Raw genomic sequence first — 18,598 nt, forward strand, 5'->3', positions numbered from 1 at the left:
CGGCAGCGTGGTGCGTGCGGAGGTGGATGGCAGCGGTGTGCAGCTGGATCTGCAAGATGCGGCAGGCCGGCATCTGCGCCGCCTGCTGCGCAGCGATGGTGTGGGGGAGGGCTTTACCTGGCAGGCCCAGGCGGGCGACCAGCTGTTGCTGCACTGGAATGCCCAGCCGGCAGTGGCCTATGCCAGCAGCAACGCCGAGGCCGGCCAGCTGCCCGCGCAGGCGACTGCCGGGCATTACCGCCTGGAGATCCAACGCGCCTGGGTCCCGCGCGCCGACCAGTCGGTGGCCTTGCCCAACCAGCCGCTGCAAAGCCCGCGCCTGCAGGCCCTGGCGCGCGACCTGGAAGGTGGCGGCAGCAGCGATGCATTCTGGCAAGAGATGGCCCAGCGCGGCACGCCCTTGGTGGAGCCCTGGAGCGACAAGAAGCGGCTGGTCACCTTTTTGTGGCGGGGCGCGCAGCACAGCGTGCGCCTGTTTGGCAGCCCCTCGGGCAACCATGAATCGCTGCAGCGCCTGGGCAACTCGGATGTCTGGTGGAGCAGCTTTGTGATGCCCAGCGATGCGCGCCTGAGCTATGGCATGGCGCCCGATGTGCCCAACATCGAAGGCACGGCCATCGAGCAGCGCCGCAGTATTCTGGCCACCTTGCAGCGCGACCCCTTGAACCCGCGCAGCTGGGCCGCGTCGGACGAGGGCGCTGCAGCGGTGGACCAATACCAGGGCCGCTCGGTACTGCAGCTGCCCGATGCGCCGGCGCAGCCCTGGTCGCAGCCGGCCAACGGGCCGTTGCCGGGCGATCTACAGCGCCACTGGCTGCATTCGGCGGCCTTGGGCCATGGCCGTGATGTCTGGATTTATCGCCCTGCCGGCTGGGCCCAGGCCGCCCCGGAGCAGCGCGCCTTGCTGGTGCTGTTCGATGCCCATGCCTATCTGCGCCAGGTGCCCACGCCGCAGATCACCGAGCGGCTGCAGGCGCAGGGCTTGATCCCGGCCACGGCCGTGGTGCTGGTGGCCAATGCCAGCAGCGAGCTGCGCAATACCGAGCTGCCGCCCAACCCGGCGTTTGCCGATTTCATGGGCCTGCAGCTGATGCCCTGGCTGGCCACGCAAGGGCTGGATGTGCCCGCTGCGCGCACGGTGATTGCCGGCTCCAGCTATGGCGGGCTGGCATCGAGCTATATGGCGCTGCGCCATCCGGAGCGCTTTGGCAATGTGCTGAGCCTGTCGGGCTCCTACTGGTGGGCGCCGGAGGCTGAAGCGCCCAATGCGATGGCGCGCTGGTGGGCGGCAGCGCCCCGCAAGGACGTCCGCTTTTACCTGGATGCGGGCCTCTACGAAAGCGCACGCGGCGGCCAAGCTGGCATTCTGGAAACCAGCCGCGAGCTGGGCGATGTGCTGCGCGCCCAGGGCTACCGCGTGACCCAGCGGGAGCACAGCACCGGCCACGACTATGTGCACTGGCAGGGATCGATCGCCTGCGGCCTGGTGGCGCTGCTCAACCCCGCAGCACTGCCCAGGCAACAAGCAGCCTGCCAAGGGCGATAACGCAGAGGCGCCCGCGCAGCGTGCACAATGCGGGCATGCAACTGACATCTGAAGCGCTCCATGACCACCAGGTGGCTGCCGGCTGGCAAGCCACGGTGGACCAATTCTTTGCAAGCCCCAAGGGCCAGCAGCTGTCGCAGTACCTGCAGCAGCGCCTGGACGAAGGCGCGGTGGTCTTCCCGCCCGAGCCGCTGCGCGCTCTGCGCCTGACCCCGCCCGAGAGCGTGCGCGTGGTCATCCTGGGGCAGGACCCCTACCACGGGCGCGGCCAGGCCGAGGGTTTGGCTTTTTCCGTGGCCTCCGGTGTGCGCCTGCCGCCATCGCTGCAGAACATCTTCAAGGAGATGCAGCGCGACCTGGGCGTGCCTTTTCCGCCTTTCCCCGATCCAGGCGGTAGCCTGGTCAAATGGGCCACCCATGGCGTGCTGCTGCTCAACACCTGTTTGACGGTGGAAGAAGGCCAGGCCGCCAGCCACAGTGGCAAGGGCTGGGAGCTGCTCACCGATGCGCTGATCCGCCAGGTGGCCGAGGGCGACAAGCCGGTGGTCTTCATGCTCTGGGGCAGCCATGCGCAAAGCAAGCGCGTGCTGATCCCGCAGGACCGGGGCCACCTGGTGCTGACCAGCAACCACCCCTCGCCGCTGTCGGCGCTGCGCCCACCGGTGCCCTTTATCGGCAATGGGCACTTCAGCCAGGCGCAGGCGTTTCGCAAGCAGCTGGGTCTGTAAGAACCTGTTTTAGCGCGGGCCCGGCAGCGCCTGCAGCTCCTGCACCAGCAGCCCCAAAAAGGCCTGGGCGGCGGCGGGCAGCTGGCGGCCCGCCAGGGTTTGCACCTCGATATCGCGCAGGTCCAGGCCGGCATCGGTCAAGGGGCGGGCCACCAGGCTGCCCGCTGCCAGCATATGGCGAACCCCCACTTCGCTGGAGACGGTCACGCCCCCGCCATGCAGCGCAAAATTGAGCAAGGTCTTGGCATGGTTGGTCGTCAGCACCGGGTCCAGCTGCAGGCCCTGGCGGCTGCAGGCCAGGTCGATCATCTGGCGGATCGCTGTCTCGGCCGGCGGCAAGGCGAGCGGATGCCGGGCCAGCTCGGCCAGGGTGAGCGATGCCTGGCTTGCCAGCACATGGCCGGGCGGCAACACCGCCAGCACCGGCGCGCTTTGGCGGTGCACCACGGCAATGTTCTTGAGCGGCGAGATGCTGAATCGCAGGCCAATATCGGCCTCGCCGGCCAGCAGCTTGGCCGAGACCTGCAATGTCGGCACCATGCTCACCTCAAACCTGAGGCCCGGGTGGCGGCGCGCAAAAGCCACGCAGGCCTGGGGCAGCAGCTCATTGGCAAAGGCATCCGAGGTGGCGATGCGCACCAGACCGGCGCGCAGGCTGTCGAGCGCATGGATGGCATCGATGGCCTGCTCGGCATCGAGGCTGATGCGGCGCGCTAGCTCGGCCAGGATCTGCCCGGCCGCCGTGGGCTGCATGCCCCGCGCATGGCGCTCGAACAGTGCCGTGCCCAGGTGGGCCTCCAGCCCGCTGATCTGGCGGCTGACGGCCGAGCTGGCCACATGCAGGCGCAGGGATGCAGCGCTGACCGAGCCGCATTGCACCACCTCGTGGAAGTAGCGCAGCGCGGTGTCCTGCAGATGGGTAGGCGGGCGGTTGGGCATGGTGGTATTGCGCAAATGAATGGTCCAAGCATAAACCCATTGCCGCATCGGCAAACCTACCTTGCCAAATCGGTGGTGGTGCCTGCTGTCACAGGCTTTTAATATGCAAGGCTTCACGCAGGCGCCTTTGCCCCAGCGCGCATGGCACACCCGCCATGGGCGCAAAGAACCGGTTGTTCTGGCCCGCGCCACAAGCGCAGAGTGCTTCGCAGATGTTTTGCAACACGCTTACCACCATGCCAACTACCTCTTCTCTTTTCTCTCGCATGCCTGGCCGCCGGCCACTGCTCGCCGGCCTGGTGGCTGGCACGGCGCTGGCTGTGCTGTCCCCGTTTGCCGCTGCGCAGGGCGGCACATGGCCTGAGCGCGCTATCCGCGTCATCGTGCCCTTTCCGCCCAGTGGCGCGACCGATCTGGTGGCCCGTGTCGTGGCGCAAAAGGTGTCGCAGGAGCTGGGCCAGTCGCTGGTGATCGACAACCGCCCGGGGGCGGGCGGCACTATCGGCACGGCCGAGGCTGCCAAGGCCAGCGCTGACGGCTACACCCTGCTGTTCACCACCAGCAGCACCCATGCGATCTCGCCGCACCTGATGCCCAAGCTGGCCTACCGTGCGGACAAGGACTTCACACCGATCGCCCATGTGGCCGATGCGGCCAGCGTGCTGCTGGTCACCAACTCGCTGCCGGTCAAGACCGTGCAGGAGCTGATCAGCTATGCCAAGGCCAACCCCGGCAAGCTGAACTACGCCACCAGCGGCAATGGCACCATCGTGCACCTGAACACCGCTGCCTTTGCGGCCCAGGCGGGCATCACCCTGACCCATGTGCCCTACAAGGGCACGGCCCAGTCGATCAGCGATCTGGCCACCGGCCAGGTGCATCTGCTGTTTGACTCCATCCCCACCGGCATGCCCCATGTGGCCAGCGGCCGCCTGCGTGCGCTGGCGGTGACCAGCGCCGAGCGCACCCAGCTTGCGCCCCAGCTGCCCACGGTGGCCGAATCGGGCCTGCCCGGCTATTCGTCGGTGACCTGGTTTGGCGTCTATGCGCCTGCGGGCCTGAAGCCCGAGCTGACCGCCAAGATCAATGCCGCCTTCAACAAGGCCATGCAAAATCCCGATGTGGTGGCCAGCCTGGCCAAGCTGGGCGCCGATGTGGCCAAGCCCGGTACGCCTGCGCAGTTTGCGGACTTGGTCAAGGCCGACAGCGCCCGCTGGGCCAAGGTGATCCAGGACAACCACATCACGCTCGAATAAGCCTTGCCACCACCAGACCGGGGCGGTCGTTGCCGCCCCGGCTGCCCTCCCGATTGCATTCAGAAAGACAAGACATGACCACCGTGAAAGACTGGGCCCAGCCCTATGCCTCGCAGCGCTCGCCCATCCTGGGCCGCAATGTGGTGAGCACCTCGCAACCACTGGCCGCGCAAGCGGGCCTGCGCATGCTGCAAGCAGGCGGCAATGCGGTGGATGCGGCGCTGGCCGCGGCGATGACCTTGACGGTGGTGGAGCCCACGGGCTGCGGCATTGGCAGCGATGCCTTCGCGATTGTCTGGGACGGCCAGGAGCTGCATGGCCTGAACGCCTCGGGCCGCGCGCCAGCGGGCTGGACGCCGGAATACTTTGACAAGCTCGGCGGTATCCCGGAAAAAGGCTGGAATGCGGTCACCGTGCCCGGCGTGGTCTCGGGCTGGGTGGAGCTGTCCAAGCGCTTTGGCAAGCTGCCTTTTGCGCAGGTGGCGCAACCGGCGATCGACTATGCGCGCCACGGCTTTGCGGTATCGCCCACGATTGCCAAGCTCTGGGCACTGGGCCTGGCCAAGCTGGGCGACCAGCCCGGTTTCAAGGAATGCTTTGCGCCGGGCGGCCAGGCTCCGCAGGCGGGCAGCTGGTTCCAAAGCGAGGCCCATGCCCGCACCCTGGAAGAGATCGCCGAGACCCTGGGTGAATCCTTTTACCGGGGTGCGCTGGCGCAAAAGATGGCGGCGCACAGCCAGGCCAACGGCGGCGTGATGACGGCCGAGGACCTGGCCGCCCACCGCTGCGACTGGGTGGGCACGGTGGCCCAGCCCTTTGGCGACTCGGTGGTGCATGAGATTCCGCCCAATGGCCAGGGCATTGCCGCGCTGATCGCGCTGGGCCTGCTCGATGCCATCGGCATGGGCGACCAGCCGCTGGACAGCGCCGAGACCGTGCACCTGCAGATCGAGGCGATGAAGCTGGCGCTGGCCGACCTGGCCCAGTACAACGCCGATATCGACCATATGCGTGTCCACCCCCAGCAAGACCTGCTGAACCCGGCCTACCTGGCCGAGCGCGCCCAGCTGATTGACCGCAGCAAGGCCAGCGTTGCCCGCTATGGCGCGCCCAAGCCGGGCGGCACGGTCTACCTGACGGCCTGCGACGAGAGCGGCATGATGGTGTCCTTCATCCAGTCCAACTACATGGGTTTTGGCTCGGGCGTGGTCGTGCCGGGCACCGGCATCAGCCTGCAAAACCGGGGGGCGGGATTTACCACCGAGGCGGGCCACGCCAACCAGGTGGCACCGGGCAAGCGCCCTTCGCACACCATCATTCCTGCCTTTGCTATGCATGCCGATGGCACACCCCAGATGGCCTTTGGCGTGATGGGCGGCCCGATGCAAAGCCAGGGCCATGTGCAGATGGCCGTGCGCGTGCTGCGCTATGGCCAGAACCCGCAAGCCGCTGCAGATGCACCGCGCTGGCGCGTAACCGGTGGCAACCAGGTCTCCGTCGAGCTGGGCTTTGACCCGCAGGTGATTGCCGCATTGCGCGCGCTGGGCCATGAAGTGAGCATCGAAGAAGGCCATGGCGTGTTCGCCTTTGGCGGTGCGCAGCTGATTGTGCGCGAGGGCGGGCACTATGCGGCCGGCTCCGATCCGCGCAAGGACGGCCAGGCAGTCGCTTACTGACCCGCAAGCGGAACCAACACAGCCAGGGCGCCACCGGACGGGTTTCGGTGGCGCTTTTTTGAGTCTCTATGTGGCTGCAGGCATTAACGTGATTCGCGCACCGACAGCCAGGCGCTGAGCGCGCCGCCCAGTGCAATCGCGACCATGCCCAGCACCGCCCAGTGGTCGGGGATATGGCCGTACAGCAGCCAGCCCGAGAACACGGCAAAGGGGATCTGGCTGTAGAGAAAGGGCGATATCGTGGCCGGCTTGGCATGCTCATAGGCCTTGAGCAGCATCAGGTGGCCAATGGTGCTGCCCACGCCCATGGCGAGCGCCGCCAGCCACAGGGCGGTGGTGCTGGGCATTTGCCAGAACCAGGGCAGGCTGGCGCTGGTCAGCACCAGCGCCAGCAGGCTGGTGTAGATCTGCGTGGTGACGGGCCGCTCTCTGCCTGCCATCTGGCTGCTGACGATCTGGTAAGCCGTGTTGGCTGCCAGCTGCAGCGCCGGCCAGATGAGCGCGCCGCCGCTGAAATTGGCGCTGCCCGGGCGGATGATGACCACGGTGCCCAGAAAGCCCATGGCCACCAGCACCCAGCGCAGCGGGCTGACGGGCTGCTTGAGCCAGAGGGCTGCCACCAGGGTCATCGCCAGCGGCGTCATCGCGACGACGGCCGTGAACTCGGCCAGCGGCAGGTAGCGCAGGCTCATCATCGCGCAGGCATTGCTGCCGCAAAACAGCGCAGCGCGCACCACCTGGAAGCGCGGATGGCTGGTGTGAAACGCCGCACTGCCGTACTGGTAGACGCCCCAGCCGACGGTGAACACCGATTGCAATACATAGCGCAGCCACAACGCCATCAAGAGCGGCAGCAGCGCCCCCGAATATTTGGAGCCAGTATCGAGCAGGCAGAAACAGGCGCAGGCAAACACCGTCAGCACAATGCCGGTGAGGGCCGAGCCTTCACCAGGGCGGCGCGGGGGCGGGGTGCGGGTCGTCTCGGGCAGGCGGGCTGCGCTGTCCGCGGCAAGGGCAGGGGGGCTTATCAGGCCTTTGCCGGGTGGGGCAGAGGCAGTGGCAGGGGCTGTCGGGGGAGTCACGCGGGCAGGGGCACCATGCGGCGGCCGGTCTCCTGCGGAGTCGAAGGGCTGGCTTGGTGTGGCTCCATTGTAGAAAGCAGATGTCCGCTGGGGGCCCCGGCGTGGCGCTGTGGCTGCAGTTTTTGCGCCCCACTGTCCGATCAGGGACAGTGGGGCGGCTACTGGATCCTTCTGCGGGTTTGTACCCGCCTTGAACCGAGGGGAACAAAACAGCGTGTTACCATTCAAATGAGAACGATTCGCAAATGTGTCAGTTGTGTAAAGCCTCCGGGCGCAGCAGCTGGAGGGCATCAGGCGATATCTCCATTCCATCAACCGCTGGGGCTCAGCGTGCGGGCGCAAGAAAAACAGTAGCGATACGGTCTTGGGTCGGGTGCATGCAGGGGCTGCCGGCTTTCCGACCAAAGGATGTTCCATGTCGCGCTCCGCTCGCTCCACCGTCAACCGCCGCCAGTCGCTGCTGCAACTGGGTGCCTTGGTGACCCTGCCCTGGGCGGCAGGCGCCGCCCGGGCGCAGCAGACCCTGACGGTGCAGCAAGCGGGCGGCACGGTGCAGATTCCGGTCAAGCCCAAGACCATCCTGGTGTTTGACCTGGCCGCGCTCGACTGCCTGCGCGCACTGGGCGCCGAGGTCAAGGGCGTGCCCGAGGTCGTGAAGTTCCCGCCGGTGCTGGAGCAGTACGCCAGCAAGGACTACACCCGCATCGGCAGCCTGTTCGAGCCCAACTACGAGGTGGTCAAGGGACTCAAACCCGATGTGATCGTCGCCGGTGGCCGCTCGGCCGCCAAGGTGGCCGAGCTGGCCAAGATTGCGCCGACCTTGGACCTGACGGTGGACAACACCCAGCCGGTGGCCAGCGCTTTCAAGCATTTGAAGATTCTAGGCGAGATGGTAGGCAACGAGGCCCAGGCCCAGACCCTGATGGCCGCGATGCAGGCCGATATCGACAAGCTCAAGGGCCTGACGGCCAACAAGGGCGCCGGCCTGATGGTGATGACCAATGGTGGCAAGCTCAGCGCCTATGGCCCGGGCTCGCGTTTTGGCATGCTGCACGATGTCTATGGCATTCCCGCCGCCAACAAGGACATCAAGGTGGCCGGCCATGGCCAGGCGATCTCGTTCGAGTTCATCCTCAAGACCAACCCGGACTGGCTGTTTGTGCTGGACCGCGATGCCGCCATTGGCCGCGAAGGCGCATCGGCTGCCAAGCTGCTGGACAACCCGCTGGTCAATGCCACCAAGGCGGCCAAGAAAAAGCAGATCGTCTACCTGAACTCGGCCAACTGGTACCTGCTGGGCAATGCCAGCCCCGGCTCGCTGCATGACGATGTGACGCAGCTGATCAACGCCTTCTCCAAGGCCTGATTGGCGTGCTGAGCCAGCCCCTGTTGCGAGCCACAGCATGACGACCACGATTGAGAAAGCGCCAGGCGGCGGGCGCAGCCTTGCGCTGCGGCCGCTGGCTTTTGCGCTGCCAGCCATCGCCTTGCTGGTGTTGCTGGCCTTTGTCAGTCTGCTGGTGGGCGTCAGCGATGTGTCGGTGACGACCTTGCTGCGCCTGTTCTCCCACAACGACGATGACCTGGCCACCCAGGTGCTGGTGGCCAGCCGCGTGCCGCGCACGCTGGCGCTGCTGCTGGCCGGCAGCGCGATGGCGGTGGCCGGCCTGCTGATGCAGATGCTGGCGCGCAACCACTATGTCGAGCCCACGACCATGGGCACGGCGGAATCGGCCGGTATGGGCATGCTGATCGGCATCCTGTGGTGGCCCGATATGCCGGTGTTCGGCAAGATGGGCCTGGCGGCAGTGTTTGCGCTGGCGGGCACGGCCTTGTTCCTGGCGGTGCTCAGCCGCATACGGCTGCGCTCGGCGCTGATCGTGCCCTTGGTGGGCCTGGTGCTGTCAGGCGTGATCGAATCGGCCACCACTTTTATCGCCTACCGCTTTGACCTGATGCAGGCGGCGCGCTCCTGGATGACGGCCGATTTCTCGGCCATCGTGCAGGGCCGCTATGAGATGCTCTGGCTGTCGCTGGGCATCACGCTGCTGGCGATGCTGGCGGCAGACCGCTTCACGGTGGCCGGCATGGGGCAGGAATTTGCCACCAACCTGGGGCTCAACTACAAGCGCCTGGTGGCCCAGGGCGTGCTGGTGGTGGCGGTTGTCACCGCGTCGGTGATCGTCACCGTCGGCATCATTCCCTTTGTCGGCCTGATCGTGCCCAACCTGGTGCGCCTGGTGGTGGGCGACAATGTGCGCAAATCGGTGCTCTGGGTGGCCTGGGCGGGGGCCTTGATGGCGCTGGCCTGCGACCTGATCGGGCGCGTGGTGATCGCCCCGTACGAGATACCAATCGGCACCGTGATGGGGGTGCTGGGCAGTGCGATGTTCCTGGCGCTGCTGCTGTCGCGCCGCAAGCGCATGGGGGGCTGAGATGAATACGTTGTCTACCTCGCCTGCCGCAGCGGCGCCTGCCACGGCACCCGTGTCCTGGTTGGGCACCCCGGCTCGGCGCCTGTGGCTGCTGCTGGCGCTGGCGCTGCTCGCCAGCCTCTACTTCATGACCAGCCAGGTGCAGGCCGAGTGGAGCTTTGTGCTGCCCTTGCGCGGCAAGAAGCTGGCAACCATGTGGACGGTGGCCTTTGCCATCGGTGTCTCCACCGTGCTGTTCCAGACGGTGACCAACAACCGCATCCTGACGCCGGCGGTGATGGGCTTTGACGCGCTGTTCCAGCTGATCCAGTCGGTGCTGGCCTTTACGTTGGGGGTGGCGGCCATGCAGATCCCCGAGCTGTCCCGCTTTGGCATGAATGTGGGGCTGATGGTGCTGCTGTCGACGAGCCTCTTTGTCTGGTTGTTCCGGGGCCAGGCCAGCAACCTGCATTTGCTGCTGCTGGTGGGCATTGTCGCGGGCATCTTTTTTCGCAGCCTCAATAACTTTGTCTGGCGCGTGATGGACCCCAATGAGTTCACCGTGCTGCAAGACCGCTTGTTTGCGAACTTCAACACCGTCTCGCTGCCCTTGCTGCTGCTGTCGCTGCCGGCGATTGCGCTGGTGGGCGTCTGGGTCTGGCGCCAGCGCCATCTGCTCGATGTGCTGGCGCTGGGGCGCGAGGTGGCCGTCAACCTGGGGGTGAACTACCAGCGCTCGGTGATGGGCGTCTTGGTGGTGGTGGCTATTTTGGTGTCCATCTCGACCGCGCTGGTCGGGCCGGTGACCTTTTTTGGCCTGCTGGTGAGCAATATGGCCTACCAGCTGATGCACAGCCACCAGCACCGCTACACCTTGGCCGGCTCGGTGCTGCTGGGGGGCTTGTTGCTGGTGGGCGGGCAGATGGTGCTCGAGCGCCTGTTTGGCTTCAACACCTCGCTGTCCATCGTGGTGGAGTTCCTGGGCGGACTGACCTTTATCTATCTTTTAGTGCGCAAGGCCAAGAGCTGAGCGCGGTGACCAGCCATGATTGAAACCGACAAGCTGCGCAAGACCCATGGCACCACGACGGTGCTGCACGACGTGAGCCTGCGCATTCCCCAAGGCCGGCTGACCGCCATCATCGGGCCCAACGGCGCGGGCAAATCGACGGCACTGTCGCTCATCAGCCGGCTGATGCCGATGACCTCGGGCTCGGTGCGCATCGAGGGCCAGGACATCACGACCACCGCCAGCGATGCGCTGGCGCGCGTGATGGCCATCCTGCGGCAGGACAACCAAAGCGCGCTGCGCCTGACGGTGCGCGACCTGGTGGCCTTTGGCCGCTTTCCGCATTCCAAGGGCCGGCTGACCGAAGAGGACCGCGTGCATGTGGATGCGGCGCTGAATTACTTGAAGCTCCAGCCGCTGGCCGAGCGCTTTCTCGATGAGCTCTCGGGCGGCCAGCGCCAGCGCGCCTATATCGCCATGGTGCTGTGCCAGAACACGCGCTACATCCTGTTTGACGAGCCGCTCAACAACCTGGACATGGCCCACGCCGTGGGCATGATGAAGCTGCTGCGCCAGGCGGTGCAGGATGCCGGCAAGACGGTGGTGGTGGTGCTGCACGACATCAACTTTGCCGCCAGCTATGCCGACCACATCATCGCGATGAAGGGCGGCGCGCTGTACTGCGAAGGGCCGCCCGAGGTCGTGGTGCGCGATGAGGTGCTCAGCGACCTCTATGAAATCCCCGTGCAGGTGCATGAGGTGGGCGGCCGGCGCTTTTGCGACTATTTCTGAATTGCGCCTTTGTTTGGTAGATTGGCGGCGGCGCATGCCACCCTGCAACGGCAACCACAGAAGGCACCTGCGATGGCAAAAGATATTCTGGTCAAGGACAAGAAGCGACTGAGCCTGCACACCTGGAGCGTGGAGGAGGGCTTCTCGACCATTGGCCGCGACCCCGGCAGCCGCTTTGTGCTGGACCACCCCAGTGTGAGCCGCAGCCACGGCGCGTTTTTTCTGCGCGAGCGCGCCGGCGTGCTGACCATCGAGGACCATGGCAGCACCAATGGCACCTTGGTCAACGGCGTGCCGGTCAAACGCAAGATTCTCTTCGCCGGCGATGTGGTGCAGATCGGCGATTTCCAGCTCTATATCCTGCAGGGATCGGCCGCGCAGGGGCAGCCCGGGCCTGCGCTGGGCAGCGGCCGGGCTTGAGTGGGCCTGGGCCCGGCTGGAGCCCGGCCGTGGTCGTCAGAACGCAGCAGGCGTCTGCTCGGTGGCCGCGTCGGCCGCAGCCGGCTCCTTTTGGCGCTGCAGCAGCATCGAGTCGCCATAGCTGAAGAAGCGGTACTCTTGCGCAATCGCGTGCTGGTAGAGACCCATGATGTGCTCGTAGCCGGCAAAGGCGCTGACCAGCATCATCAGGCTGCTCTTGGGCAGGTGAAAGTTGGTGACCAGCATGTCGACCACGCGGAACGGGAAGCCGGGCGTGATGAAGATATTGGTGTCGTCCGAGAGCTGGCCGGTGCGGGCCCAGGATTCCAGCGTGCGCACCGTGGTGGTGCCAACCGCAATGACCCGGCCACCGCGCAGGCGGCAACGCTCCAGCGCCGCCAGGGTGGGCAGCGGAATGTTGTACCACTCGCTGTGCATCTGGTGGTCTTTGAGGTTCTCGGTCTTGACCGGCTGGAAAGTGCCCGCGCCCACATGCAAGGTCACGCTGGCGCGCTCCACGCCCTTGGCTTCCAGCGCCGCCAGCACCTTTTCGTCAAAGTGCAGCGCGGCGGTGGGGGCGGCCACGGCGCCGGGGTTCTTGGCAAACACGGTCTGGTAGCGCTGCTCGTCCTCGGCCTGGTTGGGGTCCTGGCCGGTCTGCTGTTCGCGCTCAATATAAGGGGGCAGGGGGATGTGGCCGTGCTGCTGCATCAGCTCCCAGGGCGACTCGCCGTTGGGGCCGCTCAGGCGCAGGCGGAACAGCGCGCCCATCTCGTTGGGCCAGCGGCCCAGCAAGGTGGCATCAAAGCCACCGGCCTTCTTGCCACCCATCATGTGCAGCACGCCGCCCACGGCCGGCTTCTTGCTGACCTTCATGTGCGCGACGACTTCGTTGTCCTGCAGCACGCGCTCGATCAGCAGCTCGATCTTGCCGCCGCTGGATTTCTCGCCAAAGATGCGCGCCTTGATCACCTGGGTGTCGTTGAAGACCAACAGATCACCGGCCTGCAGCAGATCGGGCAGCTCGTGGAAGCGGCGGTCCACCAGGCCGGGCTCGCGTGCATCCAGCAGGCGGGAGCCGCTGCGCTCGGCAGCCGGGTGTTGGGCAATCAGTGCTTCGGGCAGTTCGAAATCGAAATCGCTCAGCTGAAATGTGCGGCGGGCACCGGAGAAGGCAGTCATCGTTGGCTCATGCAGGCGGAACACACCCGCAGCTCACAGGGATCAAAACAAGGGGGCGATTGTGCCACCGCCGCAGAGGCGTAGCAGGCTGCGCGGGCTTGGGGGCGTTGGTGGTCTCCTCCTACGTGCTGGGGCGGCGCAGTTGCTATAGTGGCCCGATGCAACGTCTTCGCCACTTGATGACCGTCTGGCTGGTCTGGGTTCTGGGCGCGCTGGCGGGCCCCGCTGCCAGTGCCGCGCAGGAGGAAACGCTGCGCGTGGGCTCCAAGCGCTTTACCGAATCCTATGTGCTGGCCGAGATCATGGCGCAGCAGGCCCAGGCCGCTGGCGTCAAGACCCAGGTGCGCCAGGGTCTGGGCAATACCGCCATCGTCTACGAGGCCTTGCGCTCCGGCCAGATCGATGTCTATGCCGAGTACAGCGGCACCATTGCACTGGAGATTGCCAAGCATGCCAAGGGCAGCGACCTGGCATCGCTGAACGAAGCGCTGGCGCCGCAGGGCCTGGCGGTGGGTGTGCCCTTGGGCTTTAACGACGGCTATGCGCTGGCGATGCGCCGCAAGCAGGCCGAGGAGCTGGGCATCCGCACGCTTGGCGATCTGGCGCGCCACAGCGAGTTGCGCTATGGCCTGTCGAACGAATTCATCGGCCGGGGTGACGGCTGGCCGGGCCTGGCCCAGCGCTATAGCTTGCAGGCCAAGCCCCAGGGGCTGGACCATGGCCTGGCTTATGAAGCCATCACGCAGCAGCACATCGATGTGATGGATATCTACACCACCGATGCCAAGATCGACCACCTGGGCCTCTTGGTGCTGGAGGATGACAAGGCCTATTTCCCGCGCTATGACGCGCTGCTGCTCTACCGCCAGGACCTGCCCCTGCAAAAGCCGGTGGCCTGGGCGGCCTTGCAAAAGCTGCAGGGCCGGATCAGCGAAGCGGCGATGATTGGCATGAACGCCCAGGCCGAGCTGCAGGGCCAGGGCTTTGCCGAGATTGCCAAGCAGTTTCTGGCGGGTGGGGCGTCCCAAGCCCAGGGATCGACGGCAAGCGACCAGAAGGCTGCAGCACAGCCCAGCTTTGCCTCAAGGCTGTGGGCGCGTCTGGTCGCCCCCGATCTGTGGCGGCTGACCGCGCAGCATCTGGCGCTGGTGCTCATATCGGTAGGGGTGGCGGCGCTGATGGCGGTGCCTGCCGGCATCATGCTGTTTCCGCATGCACGCTCGCGGGCCTTGGCGCTGGGCGCTGCCGGGGTGCTGCAGACAATTCCGTCGCTGGCGCTGCTGGCGGTGCTGATCGCCTGGTTTGGCGTGATCGGGCGGCTGCCTGCGCTGGTGGCGCTGACGGCCTATTCCATCTTGCCTATTCTGAGCAACACCTGCGCGGGCCTCGCGGAGGTATCGCCGGGTTTGCGCAGCGCGGGCTCGGCCCTAGGCATGACGCGGCCGCAGCGCATGCGCTGGGTGGAGCTGCCGATTGCGATGCCCACCGTGGTGGCGGGTATCCGCACCGCCTGCGCGATCGGCATTGGCACGGCCACGATTGCGGCCTTTATTGGTGCAGGCGGCCTGGGTGAGCGCATTGTGACGGGTCTGGCACTGAACGACAGCGCGCTGATGATGGCTGGCGCCTTGCCGGCTGCGGCGTTGGCGCTGCTGTCTGAGCTGGTGTTTGAGCTCTGGGAGCGCTATCTGCGGCGCCGTCGCGTGCGGCGCTGATGCTGCGGGCGGCCTGCAGAGGCACTGTCTTTTTAACCAGTCGTGCGGCAAAGCATGCCAGAATGCAGCATTGCTGAAACTGCCTCCATGTCTGCTGCCACGCCCGCCAACTCTGCTGATGACGCCGCGCCCGCCAAGGGGCGCAAGCCTGGCCGGCCGCGCAAGCTAGCGGTGGCGACGCCTGGTGCAGCGCCTGCCGCCAGCGCCACCAATACCGCAAATGGCCCAGCGAAGACCCCTGCCAAGAACCCGGCCCAGCAAGCGCTGGCCAAGCTGGGGCTGACGCGCGATATCGATCTGGCCCTGCACCTGCCGCTGCGCTACGAGGACGAGACGCGCATCATTGCGCTGCGCAATGCGCGCGACGGCGAGGTCGCGCAGATCGAGGCAACGGTGGTGTCGGCCGATGTGCAGCTGCGCCCGCGCCGCCAGCTGGTGGTGCGGGTGGAAGACGCCAATGGCGACCCCTGCGAGCTGCGCTTTTTCAGCTTCTACCCTTCGCACCAAAAGACCATGGCCGTGGGCAATACCTTGCGTATCCGTGGCGAAGTCAAGGGGGGCTTTTGGGGCCGGCAAATGCTGCATCCGGCCTTTCGCCTCGCCGGTGGCGAGCTGCCCCAGTCGCTCACCCCTGTCTACCCCACCACGGCTGGGCTGCCTCAGCCCTATCTGCGCCGCGCGGTGATCAGCGGCGTGCAGCGCGCTGACCTGAGCGAAACCCTGCCACCCGGTGTGGACCTGCCCTATGCCCGCTACCAGGGCGAGGGCGGCCTGGGCCGTGCCTACACCTTGCGCGAGGCGCTACAGTTTTTGCACCACCCCACGCCCGATGTGGCGCTGGCCACCTTGGAGGACCACAGCCACCCGGCCTGGCAGCGCCTCAAGGCCGAGGAGCTGCTGGCCCAGCAGCTGTCGCAGCTGACGGCCAAGCGCGAGCGTGACCGCCTGCGCGCACCGGCGCTGGTGGCGCAGCGCATGGCCGATGGCAGCCTGAACCTGCATGAGCAGTTTCTGGCTGCGCTGCCCTTTGCGCTGACCGGGGCGCAGCGCCGGGTCTGCGAGGAAATTGCGCGCGACCTGGGGCGCAACATACCGATGCACCGCCTGCTGCAAGGCGATGTGGGATCGGGCAAGACCATTGTGGCGGCGCTGTCGGCGGTGATCGCCATCGATGCGGGCTGGCAGTGCGCGTTGATGGCGCCGACCGAAATCCTGGCCGAGCAGCATTTTGCCAAGCTGGTGGGTTGGCTCGAGCCCCTGCTGGCGCCACGTGGCCTCAAGGTAGCCTGGCTGGCCGGTGCGCAAAAGAAAAAGCAGCGCGCTGAGATGCTGGCGCTGGTCGAGAGCGGCGAGGCTGCGCTGGTGGTGGGCACGCATGCCGTTATCCAGGACCAGGTGCAGTTCCAGAAGCTGGGGCTGGCCGTCATCGACGAGCAGCACCGCTTTGGCGTGGCCCAGCGGCTGGCGCTGCGGCAAAAGCTGCTGTCCACCGGCATGGAGCCGCATATGCTGATGATGAGTGCCACGCCCATCCCGCGCACCTTGGCGATGAGCTATTACGCCGACCTCGATGTGTCCACCATCGACGAGCTGCCCCCGGGCCGCACGCCGGTGGTCACCAAGCTGATCAGCGACAGCCGGCGCGATGAGGTGGTCTCGCGCATCGCCGACCAGATTGCCCAAGGGAGGCAGGTCTACTGGGTCTGTCCCTTGATCGAGGAGAGCGAGGCGCTGGACCTGTCCAATGCCACCGCGACCCATACCGATCTGAGCGAGGCGCTGCCCGGGGTCATGGTGGGTCTCTTGCATTCGCGCATGCCGACGGCCGAGAAAAAGGCGGTCATGGCTTTGTTCAGCGAAGGGGTGATGGGCGTGCTGGTCTCCACGACGGTGATTGAAGTGGGCGTCGATGTGCCCAATGCCAGCCTGATGGTGATCGAGCATGCCGAACGCTTTGGCCTGAGCCAGCTGCACCAGCTGCGCGGCCGGGTGGGCCGGGGCGCTGCCGCATCGGCCTGTGTGCTGCTGTACGCGGTGGGAGACAACGGCAAACTGGGCGAAACGGCCAAGGAGCGCCTGCGGGCGATGGCCGAAACCTCGGATGGCTTCGAGATTGCCCGGCGCGATCTGGAAATCCGGGGGCCGGGGGAGTTTCTGGGCGCGCGCCAGTCGGGGGCGCCGCTGCTGCGGTTTGCGGATCTGGAGGCCGACAAGCATCTGCTGGAATGGGCGCGGGAGCTGGCACCGCATATGCTGGACCGCTGGCCGGATCTGGCGGCCAGCCATGTTTTGCGCTGGCTGGGCGGCAAGGCCGAGTACCTCAAAGCTTGAAAACTAGTACATAGCTACCAGTTAGGTTGCATGGCAGCATTGCAAACAAGATTCAAAAGTTGCAAAAACACGACGAAATTTAGGTAAATATTGATTGATTCGTGCTATGGGTGCTGCGCAAAATGATGATGGTGTTGCTTGAATAGAGGATGGTAAACGCATCCTGTCACTGGATTTATGGCGTATTGCGGTGGCAAAAATCGCAAATATGTCTTATGAAACAGGGAGGTAGCGAAGCAAGTAGGTGCATGACTATGTAGCATTGTGTAAATACCAGCATCCATATTTACCTACGTGGGCGGTGAGCAAGCGCTTGCATTTGACGCATAATAGATTAATGCTATTTTTGTTGTCGATCATTGGTACCCATGGTGCTCCGGAATAGAGTACAACTCATAGCTTGCGGTTCTGATGAAACACAGTGTGGCACTTTGTACTCTTGGCGCTATAGCCAGGCGGTGCACAGGCCATGCACAATACGCGATTCGCACTAAAAACTGACATGACACTTACAGAGCTCAAATATATTGTTGCTGTCGCCCGTGAAAGGCATTTCGGCCGCGCCGCTGATGCCTGCTACGTGTCGCAACCAACCTTGTCTGTCGCCATCAAAAAGCTGGAGGAAGAACTCGAGGTCAAGCTGTTTGAACGCAGTGCCTCGGAAGTGTCGGTCACCAGTCTGGGTGACCAGATCGTGCGCCAGGCGCAAATCGTGCTGGACCAGGCCGCAGCGATCAAGGAAATTGCCAAACGCGGCAAGGACCCGCTCGCCGGTGTGCTGACTCTGGGTGTGATCTATACCATCGGCCCATATTTGCTGCCCGAGCTGGTGCGCCAGTCCATCGAGCGCACGCCGCAGATGCCGTTGATGATCAACGAGAACATGACCGCCAAGCTGCTGGAAATGCTGCGTACCGGTGAGATCGACTGCGCCATCGTGGCCGAGCCCTTCCCCGATACCGGTCTGGCCATGGCCCCGCTGTATGACGAGCCCTTCTTTGCGGCCGTGCCCAGCGTGCACCCGCTGGCCACGCGTGACAGCATCTCGGCCAGCGAGCTGAAGAACGAAACCATGCTGCTGTTGGGCGCTGGCCACTGCTTCCGTGACCATGTGCTCGAAGTCTGCCCCGAGTTCGCCCGCTACTCCAGCAACACCGAAGGCATCCGCCGCACCTTTGAAGGCTCGTCGCTCGAGACCATCAAGCACATGGTGGCTGCCGGCATGGGTGTGACCCTGGTGCCGCGTCTGTCGGTGCCCAAGGATGCGCTGGAAAAGGGTGTGCGCCGCCGCAAGTCGGACGAGACCCATATCCGCTACATCCCGCTGACCGACGAGATCAACGACGAGGCACCCAAGCGCCGTGTGGTGCTGGTGTGGCGCCGCAGCTTTACCCGCTACGAAGCCATTGCCGCGCTGCGCAATGCCATCTTCGCCTGCAACCTGCCAGGCGTGACCATGCTGCAAGCCTAAAGCGCGCTGCACGGTTTCTTTTGGACCCCATGCACGG

Annotated in this window: 15 protein-coding genes; 12 read left to right on the plus strand and 3 right to left on the minus strand. The window is 65.5% G+C overall.

Annotated elements, in window-relative coordinates; genetic code table 11:
• Window positions 1-1,546 (plus strand): enterochelin esterase domain-containing protein (locus H928_RS29120; protein ID WP_021028284.1); only part of this gene is annotated, 1,546 nt, incomplete at its 5' end.
• A gap of 35 nt (window positions 1,547-1,581) precedes the next feature.
• Window positions 1,582-2,274 carry a uracil-DNA glycosylase gene (locus tag H928_RS0121110; protein ID WP_052330173.1) on the plus strand — a complete coding sequence of 231 codons (693 nt, stop codon included), beginning with the start codon at window positions 1,582-1,584 and terminating at the stop codon, window positions 2,272-2,274.
• 9 nt (window positions 2,275-2,283) lie between these two features.
• On the opposite strand, the gene H928_RS0121115 is transcribed toward H928_RS0121110, so the two are convergent.
• Complete coding sequence (locus H928_RS0121115; RefSeq protein ID WP_027011208.1) at window positions 2,284-3,213, minus strand: LysR family transcriptional regulator; 930 nt, start codon at window positions 3,211-3,213, stop codon at window positions 2,284-2,286.
• Window positions 3,214-3,479: 266 nt separating this feature from the next.
• Between H928_RS0121115 and H928_RS0121120 the strand changes: the two genes are divergently transcribed.
• Complete coding sequence (locus H928_RS0121120) at window positions 3,480-4,469, plus strand: tripartite tricarboxylate transporter substrate binding protein (protein ID WP_021028287.1); 990 nt, start codon at window positions 3,480-3,482, stop codon at window positions 4,467-4,469.
• Window positions 4,470-4,543: 74 nt separating this feature from the next.
• Window positions 4,544-6,145: a gamma-glutamyltransferase family protein gene (locus H928_RS0121125; RefSeq protein WP_021028288.1), complete on the plus strand. Its 1,602-nt coding sequence runs from the start codon at window positions 4,544-4,546 to the stop codon at window positions 6,143-6,145.
• An 83-nt stretch (window positions 6,146-6,228) separates the two neighbouring features.
• On the opposite strand, the gene H928_RS0121130 is transcribed toward H928_RS0121125, so the two are convergent.
• Complete coding sequence (locus tag H928_RS0121130) at window positions 6,229-7,134, minus strand: DMT family transporter (protein WP_052330176.1); 906 nt, start codon at window positions 7,132-7,134, stop codon at window positions 6,229-6,231.
• A 508-nt stretch (window positions 7,135-7,642) separates the two neighbouring features.
• Here H928_RS0121130 and H928_RS0121135 point away from each other — a divergent pair.
• The 5 genes from H928_RS0121135 to H928_RS29125 all read left to right on the plus strand — a co-directional run bounded on the left by H928_RS0121135 (window position 7,643) and on the right by H928_RS29125 (window position 11,862).
• The gene (locus tag H928_RS0121135; protein WP_021028290.1) at window positions 7,643-8,593 is read left to right on the plus strand and encodes a siderophore ABC transporter substrate-binding protein; all 951 of its coding nucleotides are present in this window, start codon (window positions 7,643-7,645) and stop codon (window positions 8,591-8,593) included.
• Window positions 8,594-8,630: 37 nt separating this feature from the next.
• Window positions 8,631-9,662 carry an ABC transporter permease gene (locus H928_RS0121140; RefSeq protein ID WP_021028291.1) on the plus strand — a complete coding sequence of 344 codons (1,032 nt, stop codon included), beginning with the start codon at window positions 8,631-8,633 and terminating at the stop codon, window positions 9,660-9,662.
• A gap of 1 nt (window position 9,663) precedes the next feature.
• The gene (locus H928_RS0121145; RefSeq protein ID WP_021028292.1) at window positions 9,664-10,671 is read left to right on the plus strand and encodes an iron chelate uptake ABC transporter family permease subunit; all 1,008 of its coding nucleotides are present in this window, start codon (window positions 9,664-9,666) and stop codon (window positions 10,669-10,671) included.
• Between the two features lie 15 nt (window positions 10,672-10,686).
• The gene (locus H928_RS0121150; RefSeq protein ID WP_021028293.1) at window positions 10,687-11,442 is read left to right on the plus strand and encodes an ABC transporter ATP-binding protein; all 756 of its coding nucleotides are present in this window, start codon (window positions 10,687-10,689) and stop codon (window positions 11,440-11,442) included.
• Between the two features lie 72 nt (window positions 11,443-11,514).
• A complete protein-coding gene (locus H928_RS29125) occupies window positions 11,515-11,862 on the plus strand; it encodes an FHA domain-containing protein (RefSeq protein ID WP_148293259.1) in 348 nt (115 codons plus the stop codon).
• 36 nt (window positions 11,863-11,898) lie between these two features.
• On the opposite strand, the gene queA is transcribed toward H928_RS29125, so the two are convergent.
• On the minus strand, window positions 11,899-13,044 hold the full coding sequence (gene queA / locus H928_RS29130; RefSeq protein WP_021028295.1) for a tRNA preQ1(34) S-adenosylmethionine ribosyltransferase-isomerase QueA: 1,146 nt from the start codon (window positions 13,042-13,044) through the stop codon (window positions 11,899-11,901).
• A 158-nt stretch (window positions 13,045-13,202) separates the two neighbouring features.
• On the opposite strand from queA, the gene H928_RS0121165 reads away from it, so the two are divergent.
• From H928_RS0121165 to H928_RS0121175, 3 genes are all read left to right on the plus strand, one after another.
• Window positions 13,203-14,759 carry a glycine betaine ABC transporter substrate-binding protein gene (locus H928_RS0121165; RefSeq protein ID WP_192816999.1) on the plus strand — a complete coding sequence of 519 codons (1,557 nt, stop codon included), beginning with the start codon at window positions 13,203-13,205 and terminating at the stop codon, window positions 14,757-14,759.
• A gap of 87 nt (window positions 14,760-14,846) precedes the next feature.
• A complete protein-coding gene (gene recG, locus H928_RS0121170; RefSeq protein WP_084635916.1) occupies window positions 14,847-17,090 on the plus strand; it encodes an ATP-dependent DNA helicase RecG in 2,244 nt (747 codons plus the stop codon).
• 502 nt (window positions 17,091-17,592) lie between these two features.
• Window positions 17,593-18,561: a LysR substrate-binding domain-containing protein gene (locus tag H928_RS0121175; protein ID WP_021028298.1), complete on the plus strand. Its 969-nt coding sequence runs from the start codon at window positions 17,593-17,595 to the stop codon at window positions 18,559-18,561.
• Window positions 18,562-18,598 lie beyond the last annotated feature (37 nt).

The organism is Comamonas sp. B-9, assembly GCF_000410635.1.
In the GTDB taxonomy this organism is placed as follows: Bacteria; Pseudomonadota; Gammaproteobacteria; order Burkholderiales; family Burkholderiaceae_C; genus Comamonas.